This window comes from Pedobacter sp. A2324, assembly GCF_059693705.1.
The window spans coordinates 577151-592365 of the sequence record NZ_JCASSK010000001.1 but is presented as its reverse complement, the minus strand read 5'-3'; the positions used below and the strand labels follow the sequence as shown (position 1 = coordinate 592365).

Genomic DNA, 15215 nt, shown 5'->3' with positions numbered 1-15215 from the left:
GACGCTGATGACGCAGATTTAAAGGATTTTATACCTTATTTCTACATCATTGTTCCCGCGGATGACGCAGATTTTAATTGATTTGGAAGTTGATGTCTGTACTGTTATTTCCTTTTGACTTTATCCAGAGCGTTCTGGTTTTTTCGTCATAGAACCAGCCTGCAATTTTATCCAGCTTTCCGGCATGGTTAACTACATTCAACTTGGCATTATTTTCGGTTACCTGCTTCGGTGCCGTTTTACTACTCCAGTGGATTTTAGCCATGTACTGATGGCTGCCGGGCTGGAACGATCCGACAGGCTTTTCTATTTTTAATACCAGTGTGCTTACTTTCAGCGATGAACTGATGCGGGTTGTGGCGAATTTACCGGTTTTGTAATCCGAGCTCAGGTTATCATCTTCGTAAAGGTCATACCTGGAATCGCCAAAAGGAAATATATCCAGTGTAATTACATCTACCGCTTTTTCGCCGCTATAAGTCATTTCCGGCTGCATCGGGATAATGCTCCCCGCCTTTACAAAAAGCGGAATGGTATCTAAAGGGGCCACCACATGATGATAGCTTTTACCGTCATATTTTTCATTGGTCCAGTAGTTAAACCAGGTTCCTTCAGGCAGGTAAACCGAGCGCGTAATGGCTCCTTTTGTGGTCACCGGAGCCACCATCAGGTTATCGCCAAACAGGTACTGATCGCCGATTTCATACACATTTTCATCATCCTGATGGTCCAACACTAAGGCCCTCATCATCGGCATACCTGTTGCATATTGCTGATGCATGGTAGTATAGAGATAAGGAAACAGCCTGTACCTCAGGAGATCGTATTTTTTGAAATTTCTTAAAGCATCTTCACCGTATTTCCAGGGTTCTTTGTACCCGGGATGGTCCATCCCGAAAACCAGGGCAATGGGACTGAACATACCAAACTGCACCCAGCGGATATAGAGCTCAGGATCGGCCTGATGTTCGAAGCCGCCCATGCAGTGTGCCCAGGAACCTACCCCTGAAATACCAATATTTAGTCCGGCCTTAATTACCGGAGCAAAGTATTGCCACTCGCTGGGCCAGTCGCCGGCAAAAATATAAGGGTAACGCTGGATACCGGAATACCCTTCACGGGTTTGGTTCAACCCTCTGAAACCGTTAAACTTTTCAAATTCCAGAAAAGGGGCTTTTGCATAAGCCACAGGAAACACATTGTGTAAGCGCTCTGCATCCTTACCTGTGGGGCCTACTTTTTCACTTTCGTTTGCCAGAGCTCCAAAAGCACTTCCTTCATCTGTTTTGAGGAATTTGGCGCCAAGTTTAGCTACACGCATTACCCCATTGTCCCACCACCATTGCGTGGCCTTCTGGTCGAAGAAGTTGACAAACTCTCCTGGCTTACCATTCTCTGGATAGGTATACCCTTTGGCCTGTGCCTGATCAAGGAGGTTCAGTTTTTTTGCATTGTCAAATCTCGGGCGGAGATGCAGTCCCACCATTTTATAGTTCATGGCATAAATGCTATCAAACATGCCTTTAGGGTTTTTAAAAGTTTCTCTCCACTCGAAGGAAGTAGCCCCCTTGCCACCGATTTCGCCAAATAAACGCCAGGTAGAATCCAGCCAAAGCAAATCAACCGGAATGCCCAGCGCCCGGTATTTCCTGGCCAGTTCCACTACATACTGATCCGAAGTTTTTTCTTCATAACCCCAGGTGCCGCCACTGTAAGTACCGGCATGTAAACCGAGGGCAAACTGAGGCAACAGCGGCGATTTACCCGTAACCGCAGTGTAGGAATTTAAGATGGATGGGAAGGTAGGCCCATAAATGAAATAGTAATCCAGTTCCCCGTCGGCAGCCTTAAAGCTATATTGGTTTTTATTGGATGCACCCATATCCCATTCTGTGGCAAATGAATTATGCAGGAAAATGCCATAACCTTTGGTACTCATAAAAAACGGCACCGGACAATAATTAGCCTCCAGAATATTGTAAGCACCAATGGCATGAGGCAGGCCTTTTCCGCGGCCGACATTTAAAGTTACTTTTTTAAAGCGGCGGTCCATGAAATCCATGCGCTCACCAAAACCAAAGAAATGTTCGTCGGCCTGGAGATTTTTCGTTACGCCCACCCTGCTATTTTCTTTTACAATGGCACCATTCACTTCCGAACTGAGCAGCGTTCCTTTTAAATTGAAAACATCTATCCTGAATGGCGACTTATTGAGCTTAACCACTATCTTTCCGGTAGTCAGAATAAACTGTTCTTTCTTCTCCAGAACGGTAGCAGCAACTGCCGGCCAATCGTACCTGATGACCATTAAATCTTCATTCTTTTCAAAGGTATGATTCCAGCTGCTGCGAAACCTGAACATTTCCGGCGTGCAGAAATCCAGTTTTATTTCGCCTTTGGTAGTGGAAAATGAAATGGCATTTCCCTGGCGTTTGAAACCGGCTTTGTAATCGCCAATGCTTTGCGAAAATGCAGCGGTTGCAGACAGGATCAGGGCAAACGCTAAATATCTTTTTAACATATGTGTCTTGTGAATGGGAACTCCCGGGATATTGGTATTATTTTTTCAGTTTGTACACTTCGGTTCCAGCCAGAAGGAAACAACCTAAACCATAGTCTTCAAAATCGGGCACACTGGTATAGGTTACCGGCTGACCATCTTTCGGCTCTTTACCGGTTCCCTGCAAAAATCCAAGGAAACCATTTTTCTGAACCGATTCCTTGGCCATTCCGTTCCATGCCTTGATGATTACTGGCAGATAAGTGGACTTATCCAGGATACCCTGGTTTACGCCCCAGGCTATGCCGTAAACAAATAGTGCAGTGCCAGATGTTTCTTTACCGCCAAAGTGATTGGGATCGTGTAAACTCACGTTCCAAAAGCCATCAGCACGTTGGAGCGGCACTAAAGCTTTGATCATTTCGTGATAAGTTTTCAGGTATTCATCGTGTCCCGCAGCATCTTTAGGCATAGTTTCCAGAACACGGACAAATGCAGCGATTACCCACCCATTTCCGCGTGCCCAGTAACAATCTTCTCCATTAGGCTCTTTATAAGGAGGCACAAAATCTTTGTCTCTCCACCACAAGCCATCTTTCGCATTGTATAAGCCACCACCTTCTACATTTTTGCTGTGCAGGTACATCTTGTACATATAATCGTAATAAGTATGATCATTGTACAACTTGCCCAGTTTAGCAAATACAGGCATGGCCATTTGTAAGGCGTCGATCCAGGTCCAGTCGTTCACCTTTCCTGATTGAACCATCAGGTCCATTGAGGCTTTAATATCTTTAATGCGTTCGGGCTTTTTGTCGATGTTATACAGATCGATGTAAGTTTGTCCGCAGGCCTGGTCATCACCATTGCGGGTCTGGATGCCATTTCTTAAGCCCCACTTGTGTTTTTCACCCCATTGAACAGCATAATCATAATAGGCTTGATCAGGATGGATCGAATATAAACTCATTAAGCCTTCATAATAAACCGCCCTGGTCCAGATGTTACTTGGCCGTTCTCTATTCGTGATGATTGATTTACCTGCATCCGGCCATTTGTTCATAAAGTAGGCATTCGTAAGCTTCAATGCTTTTAAAACCTCTTTTTTGTTGGGTAGTTTTTGGGCAAAGAGTTGCGTAGTGATCAGCAGGAAACAAACGGAAGTGGAAAGGAACTTATTCATGGTTGGAGTATTCATATTTCAATAGTATTTTTAATTCGAATTTGGTTTAGGTTTCAATTCATCAGGACTGTCTTTAGTAAAAGTATCGAACTGAATTTTTGAGGGGCTTTCGAAGATATCTTTGATGGTATTATAGGCTACTTCATATTTAGGACTGAACTGATCCGACATCATGTATTGCTGTAAGCTAAAGAAAAGTTGCTGAGCCGCGGGTGAATTCTTTAAATCAGGCGACAAAGCGGCACTGGAAATAATGAGTTTTCCTTTAGCAACGCGGGCTTCTAAAACGAGGGCCAGCTTCCGGTTCATGAACCAGGTATCGATGGGTTGGACAAGGGGTTTAAACCCTAAAGGGAAATCTTCCAGATTCATGACCTGGGCCTTATTTACAATTTCCCACCATTGCATATCGCTATGGTTATCGGTTGGAAAGTTGGCCAATGCCGGGTGTTTAGGATCGCAGAGTATGCCAGTAGTATGCGGCGGACGCATTTTGAACCAGGAAGTGTTCCAGAATACAGGTGAAAAAGTTTGCACCACTTCCTTACCTTTTACCACCTTACCTGCGGCATTCAGAAACACGTTGCCTCCCTCTTCCAGTATTTTCTTTGCCTGATCATCCAGTTTATCGGTATAATAAAAGCTTGTTTTAAACTTGGGTAATTCAGCAGGATATACCCAGATGTCCCAATCGTTGGTAAATTCAGTTCCCTCGATTTTAACTTCGAGTTTGAGTTTTGAAGCTCTTGTAACCTCATTTAAGCTGGTACTGATGTCGCCAATACTGGCCGCACCGCCAACAGGGATGTCGACATTTTTAAATTGTGTGTTATAGACTACTTTACCTGCTTCATCTTTTAATACACAAAAGATAGTCGCATTTTTAAATGCTTTGTTTCCCCAATGGGCGACTTTTACACCTGCAGTGAATTTTTCATTATTAGTATAAACAAACTTTGGCACTTCGAGTAAAGGTACAGTACTGTTGGAGAAGCGCCTGAATTCTTTTGCAGAAATATACCCTTTCTCATCCCAGAAGGCATCGAGCACCCCAACCAGAGCGGTACCCTGACCGGGATAATCGTTTAGCGACAATAACTGGTAACCGTTGTAATCTGGTGTTCTTAGGGCCTTTTCAATTTCATTTTTATAACAAAGGGCCTGTAATTTACCGGAGGCCATCAGGAAATCTTTCGACTGAGCCGCCATATCATGATCGGCGAGGTCTTCCTGAAACATTTCAAAGTTTTTTGCACGGTACACACCCGTGTATTTTTTAATTTCTTCAAAATTCGGAAAGGCACAATACTGTCCCATTTCATGCGCCACGAAAGGAACATTAAACTGCTCAATCTGTTTGGCATAGGTTGATATGCTTTCCGGCCTTTTGCCCCAATCCAACCCCCTGGCGCCTGCGCGCACCATGTATTCGTTATTGGGAATGACCGGCCAGCTGCCACCTACCGATGCTCCGGTATAAAGCCGGCGTGAATCTTTGGCTTTCCAGTAATTATTGAATTTAGTTAAATACTCTACCTGTCTGCCGCGTGGTTCGTTACCGTATGCCATCATGCAAAAAGAAGCATAGTTTCCGTAGCTTTTCGTCATGCGGTTGGTTTCATCATAAATAAACTGGTCGATGGCCTTACCATCACCTATTGAAGTACCATGGTTGGCCCAGCTCGGACCTTCGGGCTGTATGTAAAAACCGGTTAAATCAGCCGCAATGAAAGCCGCTTCGGGCGGGCACCATGAGTGGAAACGCATGTGGTTTAAACCGTGGGCTTTAGAGATTTTGAAAATACGCTCCCAGGCCGCTACATCCATTGCCGGATATCCGGTAAGTGGAAATTCGCAGTTATTCACTGTGCCTCTAAGGAATACAGGACGGCCATTAATGGTAAAATTCCTGCCTGCGGCTTTAAATTCGCGCATACCAAACTGAACCTGTCTATCATCTTTCTTGCCATCTTTAGCCAGTAATGATGCTGTCAAACGGTATAAAGCCGGATCAAATTCATCCCAGGTGGCTATCTTACCGCCCATGGGCAAGTCGACTTCTATACTGCCTGTTCCGTTTTTAATCTGATAGGGAACAGTTACCGGTTTTACGCTGAGTAGATTTTTGGTATTGAAACTCTTTGCTGATAAAGTGATTTTTCCCGCAGAAGCTGTACCCAGCGGTGCTTTAAGTTGAATTCGAACCTTTGCCGATTTTTTGCTGAGGTTAGGATAAACCTGAATGTTTTCGAAATAAACGGGGGAACCGGCCTGCAGGAACATCTTTCCCACTACGCCGTTCCAGTTTCCCTGTGTATGGTCGGTTAAACTGTGCGAGTCTTGACCCACATTAATGGCTTTGATCCGGTTATCAATCAGGAGCGTGATGGTATGTTTCCCGGTCTTCAGATTCGGTGGCAATTCAAAGTTCTGTGCGACCACGAATGTAAACTGCGTTCCTGCTTCTATGTCATCTACCCACACGCGTGTTTCGGAGTGAGGGTATTCGAGTGATAAAACCACTCGTTTATCTTTCCAGCTGGCGGGAATTTCGATATCTTTCTGATACCAGGCGGCACCCGTATAGTGTTTGGCCGGTGTTAACCAAAAAGGTATTTTAAGGTTTCCGGGCTTACGGTATTTTTCCAGACGTGGATGAAAAAAATAGGAGCTGTCGTAAATGCTACCTGTCCACTTGGTTTTCAGGGTGATATCATCCCCTTTCAGGTTTTCAGCCATAGAGCCGGGGAGGTTAACCGTTTCGGGAAGCACAGTGGAATACCATTTGCCTTTGATGCCTTCATCGCCGGCATCGGTTTTAAAACGCCATTTCCCTTTCAATGAGATGGTTTGAGCTGAAGCACCAGCGGAAAATATAGAAATCAAACAAATAGTTGCAACTATCCATCTGGCAAACGACAATACCTTTATCTGCATATTTTTAAAAGAAAAGCGTGCCGAAGCACAAATATATCTGGTTAAAGCCACTATTATAAGGTTTAAATCCATAAGGGGCAACCTGTAGTGTCCTGTACTACCACATCACATTACTTTTTCAGATAAGTTTTAAGCTTGCTTGATTTCAATGCTTTTAACCCTTCTGCTACAGCGGCGGCATTTACCTTTGCGCCAGCTTCATTGGTATGTGTATGGTCTTTCTCCGTAAAATAAGCGTTTACCTCATCTGCAGTTAAGGTGGCATATTTATCCTTGATCAACTGATTGAGCGGAATAAAATCAACTTTTTCGGTCCTGGCCAGTTCCTGAGCCCAGGTTGCGTAACTATCATCAACCAGGGTAATTTTGTTGTTTCTAACCGGGTTACGTGGAACGGGCGAGCAGATGATTGCCGTAGCGCCTTTTGCTTTAATGTCGTTTATAAACTTGCGCATGTACCAGCCATAAGTGTATACCACTTCCTGCTTTTTCTTAATCGGGTTGTAGGTTTCCTTACTTTCCATGCCAATTCCTTTAATGGTACCGCGGGCGCGGGCTGTGTCATCCAGTGGACTTCCATCATTATGCCCAAACTGCATCATCACAAAATCTCCTTTTTTTACTTTGGCCAATACCGCATCCCATAAACCATTGGTTTGGAAAGTACGGCTGCTTGTACCACCCAGGGCATCATTTTCCACATTGATTTTCCCGGTATCGAAGAACTCACCGATGAAACTTCCCCAACCCCACAAACTGCCGTCACCTTTGCCCTTGCCGTTTTTCACAGTCGAATCGCCAATCAAAAATAAAGTGGGTTTATCCTTTTGCTTTAATAGCACGCAGGAAGAAAAAATGATGAATGCGGCACTTAAAATTAGGCCTAAATATGTTTTGTTTGATTTCATGGCTTGAAAATTTTAAATCCCGTAAGATTTAAACACCTGCGGGATTCATTTATAAATAACTAAAGTAAATATTTTTTGAGTTCACAGCCTTTCAGGGCCTTAATTCCTTCTGCTACAGATTGTGCATTTACTTTTGCACCTTCCAGATTGGTATGGGTATGGTCGCCGGGAAAAAATGCTTTCACTTTCTCAGGCCCCATGGCATCATATTTATCGCCGGTAATTTTATTGAGGTCGACAAAAAATGCATTTTCCTGTTGCGCTACTTCAGCGGCCCACTTGCCAAAATCTTTATCTGCACGGAGCACCTTTCCATTCCTGAATTCATTTCTCGGGATCATGGAAACCACTATCGGCGTGGCACCTTTTGCTTTGGCTTCGCGCACAAACTTGCGGATGTACCAGCCGTAGGTATGTACGGTTTCTACTTTTCCATCCGGCCAGGTTAACACCTTTGTTTCTTCACCTGTACCTTTAAGCACACCTCGTCTTCCGGCTTTGGTGGTATCGGGTTCGCTGCCATCGTTGTGACCAAACTGCATGGTCACAAAGTCGCCTTTTTTAAGCGTTTCCAATACCTTATCCCAGCGCCCTTCAGAAAGATAAGTTCTGGTACTTCTTCCTGCCATCGCATTATTTTCCACGTGAATTCTGGTGGTATCAAAAAGCTCGGCAATGGGTGTTCCCCAGCCCCAGGTTTCTTTATTTGAATTACGTACGGTAGAATCGCCAATGGTATGGAGGGCAGGCTTGCCTGGTTTAATGAATGCAGTAGCGAGTATCGCGATTCCTGCCGCCGCAAGTACTTTAAAAGATATTGATTTCATGATTGTGATGTTGATTGACCTATTGATCATGGTTTTATTTTGTCTGTGCGTTTTCTGTAGCTGTTAATTTTAAAGATGCCCCTTCCAGTCCTTCAGCACTTACTTTGATTTCGATGTTGCCGGCAGTTCTGGCTTTTATATTTGCCATGGCGACACCATGGTAAGCATGTCGTTGCCGCGCTTTGTAGGGTTCGTGACTGATGATATTACCGTTGTCGACAGCATCAATTATCCCTGCATCAGAAACGGTAAATTTAATGAGATTATCGGCATTGGGGCAAATATTTCCCTGCTCATCGTAAATGGTTACTTTAAGAAAGGCCACATCATCCCAGGCTGTTGAGATCTTGTTTTGATCAAGAGAAAGGACAAGTTTAGCCGGAGGTCCTGCGGTTTTTAACGTTTCCTCTGAAACCACTTTACCTTTGTTCTTGCCCACTGCTTTGATCGATCCTTTCTCAAAAGTGACGTCCCAGAGGCGTGGCGAATCGTCGGCTGGTTTAGGTTTGCTCCCTAAAGATTTATCATTCAGGAACAACTCCACTTCGTCGCAATTGCTGTAAACCGCAACTTTGGCATCATCATAGGTATCGAAATCGGTAGGCGTCCAGTTATTGATCCAGTCGCCCGCCCCTGCATTGTCTTCTTTTCTCACGATATGGACTGTTGGTTTTTCCGACCACCAGCTCTGGCGTTGCAGGCTCTGCTGTTTCCACTCGCCTATCCGGTCGAACAAGCCTTGCCCGTTGGTAATCTGTGGCCAGTCGGCCTCACCGAGGTAATCAAATCCAGTCCATAAAAACTGGCCCGCCATAAAGGGGTTATCGCGTAAAGCCAGGTATTGCTGGATGACATGGGTATTCTCGGTACCAATAATTTTTAAACTGGGTTTTTGGTTGTGCAAAGCCACCAGTTCATTTTCCCGGTAGTTTTGTCCGACGATGTCCATGGTTTCGGCAAAGCCATTGGTATATACTTTTGAATTGGCAGGGCGGAATAGGGCCATGGTAACGGGCCGGCTCGGGTCGAGCTGATGCACCAGGTCCTGCTGATCTTTATATTTTTTAAAGCCTTCCGGACTATTTAAGTCATCATGAATTTCATTACCCACACTGTAAATCACAATGGATGGGTGGTTGCGGTCCCTCATCACCATGTCGCGGGTATCACGTTCCCACCATTCTTTCCAGAAGCGGTTATATCCTTTCTCCCCATTGTTTTTTGCCGCTGTCCAGGTATCAAAAGTTTCATCCATCACCAGGAAGCCTATCTGATCGCAAAGGTCCAGAAACTCCGGCGCAACCGGATTGTGCGCCGTACGGATGGCATTCACGCCTGCTTCCTTCAGTTTATTTAAACGGAATGCCCAGACACTAAGTGGTACCGCAGCACCTACAGCGCCACCATCGTGGTGAAGGCACGCTCCTTTAAGTTTAAAGTTTTTTCCGTTCATCCAGAATCCGGTAGCGGCATCAAATTTAAAACTACGGACACCGAAGCTATTTACCTGATCATCTACCACTTTTGCACCTGACATTACTTTAGTAAGCGTTTTGTACAACACGGGCGTTTCGGGATTCCAGAGCTTCGGGTTGGACAAAACGATATCCTGTTCTATTTTAGCTGACTGACCGGCAGCAATACTTTGTTTGCTCTGAACGGTTTTAAGCACTTTGCCTGCTGCATCCAGCACTGCCGTTTCTATAGTCACCTGAGCGGCTTTTGCCGATTCATTAGATAAGGACGTTTGAACTTTTACAATTGCTTTCTGAATAGTGGCCTCAGGGGTGGTGATAAATACGCCCCAATCGCCAATGTGTACCAGATCCGTAGCTACCAGGCGTACATGCCTGTAAATGCCGGCTCCGGTATAATAGCGGGATGCAGGCTGCACGGTATTATCGGCCTTCACCGCAATGACATTTGTTTTTCCTTTACCGAAATTAAGGTGTTTAGTTAAGTCGTAATTAAAACTGATGTACCCATAAGGGCGTTTGCCTAAATGAAAACCATTGATCCAGACATCACTGTTGGCCATTACGCCATCAAATTCGATGGTGATCTTTTTATTGGCTAAACTTTCATCCAGGGTAAAACTCTTGCGGTACCAACCCGTTCCTGAAGGCAGGTACCCACCACCCCGGGCAGTAAGATTGGTTTTATCATAAGCACCTTCAATGCTCCAGTCGTGCGGTACATTGAGTTTTCTCCAGGCCTTGTCATCAAAACCCGGCTTTTCTGCACCGTTCACGTCCTGTTGCATAAATGCCCAGTCCCGATCAAAATTATTAGTGATTCTTTCCTGTTTAATGGCCTGCGCAGCGGCAACAAACTGGAGTAACAATAGGTAAATCAGCAGGTTTATTTTTAGTCTTTTCATAGATTTATTTCTGAGGTTCAACCAGTTTGATATTTGGTTTCGGTGCTTTCTTCATGTCATGGCCAAAATAAAAGCCGGTATGTGGCGGCTGGTTATAGCCGTCGTTCTGCCAGGCAATGCTCAAGCGATATTGTGGATCGTGCATTAATGTATAATTGCGGTGATCTGTTGGAATGGTGGTGGTGTAAATTCGTAAACTCTGGTTATCGTAAGACCTGAGGATAAGCTCTTCGCGCCAGTCGCCGAAAATATCGGCACTCAGGGCAGGTGTAGATTTTGTCCAGTTGTTGGCGATGGCGCCGTTGGCGGTGAGTAACCTTCCGCCGTTGTATTTATCGATGTGGTTACCATCCAGCAATTCGCGTGATAAATCACCATCCCAGTAAATCAGGAAATTGGTGGAGCGTGGTTGTTCGCCAATTCTGTTTCCTTTGATGTCGAATAGTCCGTTTGAGCCCGACCACCACATTTGTGCACCATATCGGGTGTGATCAATATTATCTGCTACACCCCTGCCTACATCTTCATCTTCAGAACCATGCCATAGAATTTCTCCGGTACGGGCGTCGTAAACTGCGGCACCCGGCCCCTTGGTCCCTTCTTCTATTTCGTGAACGCCAAAAACCTCGAGACCCGGGCGTTCAGGATCCAGATCTGACACGTGAAGCGCATCACCATGTCTTAAGCCAGTGGTATATAAACCTTTTCCATTATCATCCACACACATTGAACCGTATATGATTTCATCTTTGCCGTCGCCATCTACATCTGCTACGGTAAGGTTATGGTTTCCCTGACCTGAGAACGGATTCTTACCGTCTTTAGAATCAAATACCCAGCGTGAAGTGAGTTTCCCGTTTTGCCAGTCCCAGGCTGCCAGCACTGTACGTCCATAATAACCGCGGCACATTACCACACTGGGGTGTACGCCGTCGAGGTAGGCCACGCAGGCGTTAAACCGGTCGGCGCGGTTACCGGTATTGTCGTTTTTGCCATTTCCTCCTTTTCCACCCCATGCACCCAGATCACCACGTGAAGGGATATAATCTGTCGTTGCCAGGGCTTCACCGGTTTTACCGCTGAAGATGGTGAAGAATTCGGGCCCCCTCAATATCTTGCCGTTGTTATTCCGGTAATCTTTTTTCGAATCGCCAATCACCTTTCCTTTTCCATCAATGGTACCATCGGCAGTTTTGCAGGCAAATTCAGCAATACCATCCCCGTCGAGGTCGTACACTATAAACTGGGTATAATGTGCCCCTTCCCTGATGTTCTTGCCCAAATTGATTTCCCATAAAAAGGTTCCGTTGATTTTGTAAGCCTGAAATATGGGCGGATCGGTAATGCCATTTGAAGAATTATCCCGGCTTCTTCCCGTTTGGTGGAGAATGATTTCGTATTCGCCGTCGCCATCCAGGTCGCCTGCAGACGCATCGTTAGGCGTGTATCCGGCTGGGGTGCGAAGGGGAATGTTCAGGTATTGCTGAACCGCTGTATTGGCTTTAAGCGTAAAGGGTTTGCCGGCTGACTCTTCTTTCCCATTCAGGATGGCTTTTACTTCGTAATGATTGTCATGAACACTTGTTGCGGTAACATCTACAAAGTTTGTCCCTTTCACTAAAGGAATTGTATTTAACTTTTTAACCGCTTCACCAGCTGCTTTACGGTAAAGATTAAAAGCAATATCGTCGGGTTCGGTTCCGGATATGCGCCAGCTGAGAAAAACGGAATCTGGTGCATACCGTACCGCTACCAGGCCGCGGTCAAGTTTTTCCATTTGCCGTTGGCCAAAGGCAGCCTGAGTGGCCACAGCGATGTATATTATCAATAAATAGCGGAATGCTTTAGTCATGTTTTCGTTATTGAACGGTATAGGTTGCTTTTGCAGATAAGGCTGTTCCTTTATCGGTGATACCATCTGTTTTAATATTGATTCTGGTCGGGTTATCACCGTTGTAAAAGCTGACCTGTGCCTCCCCTTTTTCATTGGTTTTGATTAATGGCGACCAGAAAATGGTGGTGCGTAAATCTTTGTTTGGACTGGCAGCTGTGCTGTAGTTAGGAGAATAAAAATCTCTGGCGGTGTAATAGCCGGTTAAGTTTGTATTGATCAGGTTGAGGTTGGCTCCTCCCGCCAGTGCACCGTCTTTAACAGTCAGACTAATGACAAAGACATCTTTCGAATACATATCAACCAGGTGCTGTACTTTTACCTGAGTGATCTGATCCATCGTTAAGCTGTAGTAATCCAGACGTTCAGCCACGAGTTCTTCGCGGTTATTCACCTTAATTCTCGGACGGATTTTCTTTCCATTGGAAATAAAAGTAACTCCCTCGTTTCCTATGGAATCGGAATCATCAACAGGTTGCGCCCCGTTAACTTTAGTGAGTAGGAAATGTTCCAGGCTCTGATAGCTGTAGTCTGCCGGTTTGACATCCAATATTTGGTCTGGATAGCCAAAGGTCATCAGCGTCTGGTCGAACATTTGTACATTTCTACTTTTATTGGCTTTAATATCTACATCCTTTAGCGTGATAGAATCCCCAAATTTATATTTACGGTTATAGTCGAATCTTTTGCTCATTTCTGCCTGTATGTTAGGTTGCACCACCTGGTCGCCTTTTAAAAATGCAGACACAGGAGGTTTAGCCACCGTATCGATTTGCAACCATCCTCCTTTTTTACCTTTAGCATCTTTTGAAGACAGTTTGATGGCCTGATTGCCATACCATTTCAGTCCGTCGAGAAAGAATTGTCCATTCTGATCGGTTTTGGTACTGAATAATTTGTCGCCACTAAAGTTTGAACCAAACAGGGTAATGTTCATATCAGGAAGCATTTTACTGCCCACCTTTTCCCTCACAGTCCCTTTTAACACTAAACCGGCTTCAGGCAGGTAACTCACATGTACAGTTGAATCTGCTATCCTCCGCCACAAATAATCCCTCCAGCCCTGGGTTAACAATAAAAGATCGAGCTGTTTTAAACGCGAGGGGTTGTTCGGGTCAAAATACTGTGCTGCATTTTTGATGTCCCCTTTCACTTCCGACTGCAGCAAGAGGTAAGAGATCAGGTTGCCGCCGTCATCCGGCAAAAGGGCATCTGCCGCAGCCAGCGAAAATGAGGTTCTGGCCGGCAAACCAATTGCATCTGTAGCTTTGATATTTAAGGTCACTTTTTCCCTCGGTTTATAAGCAGTTTTTTCGGGTTTAATGGAAAGCATGGCTTTATTGTCGCCATTGATAAAAACCAGGCGCTCGCAATTGGGCCTTCCCAGCTGATCAACCAAGGTGATAATGGCAACGCCCTGAGGGAAATCTTTTGTAGGTATTGTTACGGAAACCGTTGGTTTGGTGATATTGAATGAACCGGTATATACATTATCACCCCCATGTTTGATGAGGATGGATACAGATTTCCCAGCTAATTCTTTAAATGATTCCTCGCTGGTACTGATGGAGGCTTTGATGTTGGTGGAATCGCTTACCACATGCAACACCATACCTTTTTTTAAGATCGCAGGCAATGCTGAGGTGAATTTCTCTGTACCATAATATCCTGATACCTGATAAGTTTCACCTGCTTTTGGGGCGAATGCAAATATCCCGAGGCCGGCATCAGTACACTGAAAACTGGTGATGGTATCTCCTTTTGAGGAAATTACACTTCCTCTGGCTTTTATTCCATTGCCCGACTGGTCGTTGGTTTTAAACGCAACGATACTGGTAAGCCCTTCTACCAGTGCACCCCCTTCAGGGAAAAAGGCTATTGATTTGACTGGTTTTTCAGCAGTGGCGGTCTGACCGGCCGTTCGGGTAGTATAGCTGGCGTTTTCAGCCAGGTTGTTGCTGATGTAAATGCGTTTTTGAAAGATAAAGTCATCACCGAAGTTCCTCATCCAGTTGGTATAAGCACGGATGTTATACCATCCTGATGGGATAGAATCCTTTAATTTGAAGTCCCCTTTACCCAGCCCCTTATCGAGCCGGATGATCTTGTTGTCGATCATGCCGGCTTTTGCCGAGATCAGCTCTACGTACAAGTTGTTACTGGTTGAGGTTAAACTGGTACTTTTGGCATTGCTAAGGTAAGCACTAAACCACAGGTCTTCACCCGTGTTGTAATAACTCCGGTCGGTTTGCAGGTAAACCTTCTCAAAAAACAATTTCATGGTTTGTGGTGCAGCAGTTGCCGGTTTAGGGTTCTGTTGTGCAACAGCATAAAGCGCACACTGTATCATCAAAGCAAAAAGACATAGTTTATTCATCTTCATTGCGTTCGGTTTTGGTTTTAAACTGAATTGCTTTTAAAAGTCCAGTTTTTTCAGGCCGGTACATTGCTATATATAAGCTGATCATCAACAAAAATTGATAAATAACAATGGATCTCATAAATTTAATTGGTTAGTTTGATCTTACTTTTGGGAAAAGGATTGATCAATGGCCAATTTAAAGAGTAAATTTTTAACGCGCATCCTGT

8 protein-coding genes are annotated in these 15215 nt (G+C 44.8%); all 8 read right to left on the bottom strand.

All coding sequences use genetic code 11. The features are described 5' to 3' along the window. Positions 1–73: 73 nt before the first annotated feature. Positions 74–2521 carry a glycoside hydrolase family 31 protein gene (locus tag AC570I_RS02630; RefSeq protein WP_497404181.1) on the bottom strand — a complete coding sequence of 816 codons (2448 nt, stop codon included), beginning with the start codon at positions 2519–2521 and terminating at the stop codon, positions 74–76. A 37-nt stretch (positions 2522–2558) separates the two neighbouring features. Further along, entirely contained in the window at positions 2559–3698 is a 1140-nt protein-coding gene (locus tag AC570I_RS02625; RefSeq protein ID WP_497404179.1) for a glycoside hydrolase family 88/105 protein, read from the bottom strand. A gap of 15 nt (positions 3699–3713) precedes the next feature. Beyond that, the gene (locus tag AC570I_RS02620) at positions 3714–6620 is read right to left on the bottom strand and encodes an exo-beta-1,4-galactosidase (protein ID WP_497404177.1); all 2907 of its coding nucleotides are present in this window, start codon (positions 6618–6620) and stop codon (positions 3714–3716) included. A gap of 110 nt (positions 6621–6730) precedes the next feature. Further along, complete coding sequence (locus AC570I_RS02615) at positions 6731–7528, bottom strand: rhamnogalacturonan acetylesterase (protein ID WP_497404175.1); 798 nt, start codon at positions 7526–7528, stop codon at positions 6731–6733. A gap of 59 nt (positions 7529–7587) precedes the next feature. After that, positions 7588–8355, bottom strand: coding sequence for a rhamnogalacturonan acetylesterase (locus AC570I_RS02610; protein WP_497404173.1), 768 nt, complete (start codon positions 8353–8355; stop codon positions 7588–7590). Between the two features lie 34 nt (positions 8356–8389). Then, positions 8390–10735 (bottom strand): glycoside hydrolase family 2 TIM barrel-domain containing protein, encoded by a 2346-nt coding sequence (locus AC570I_RS02605; protein WP_497404171.1) that lies wholly within the window; start codon positions 10733–10735, stop codon positions 8390–8392. 4 nt (positions 10736–10739) lie between these two features. Then, positions 10740–12587 (bottom strand): rhamnogalacturonan lyase, encoded by a 1848-nt coding sequence (locus AC570I_RS02600; RefSeq protein WP_497404169.1) that lies wholly within the window; start codon positions 12585–12587, stop codon positions 10740–10742. Positions 12588–12594: 7 nt separating this feature from the next. Then, positions 12595–15003, bottom strand: a complete 2409-nt coding sequence (locus tag AC570I_RS02595) for a hypothetical protein (RefSeq protein ID WP_497404167.1) — start codon at positions 15001–15003, stop codon at positions 12595–12597. Positions 15004–15215 lie beyond the last annotated feature (212 nt).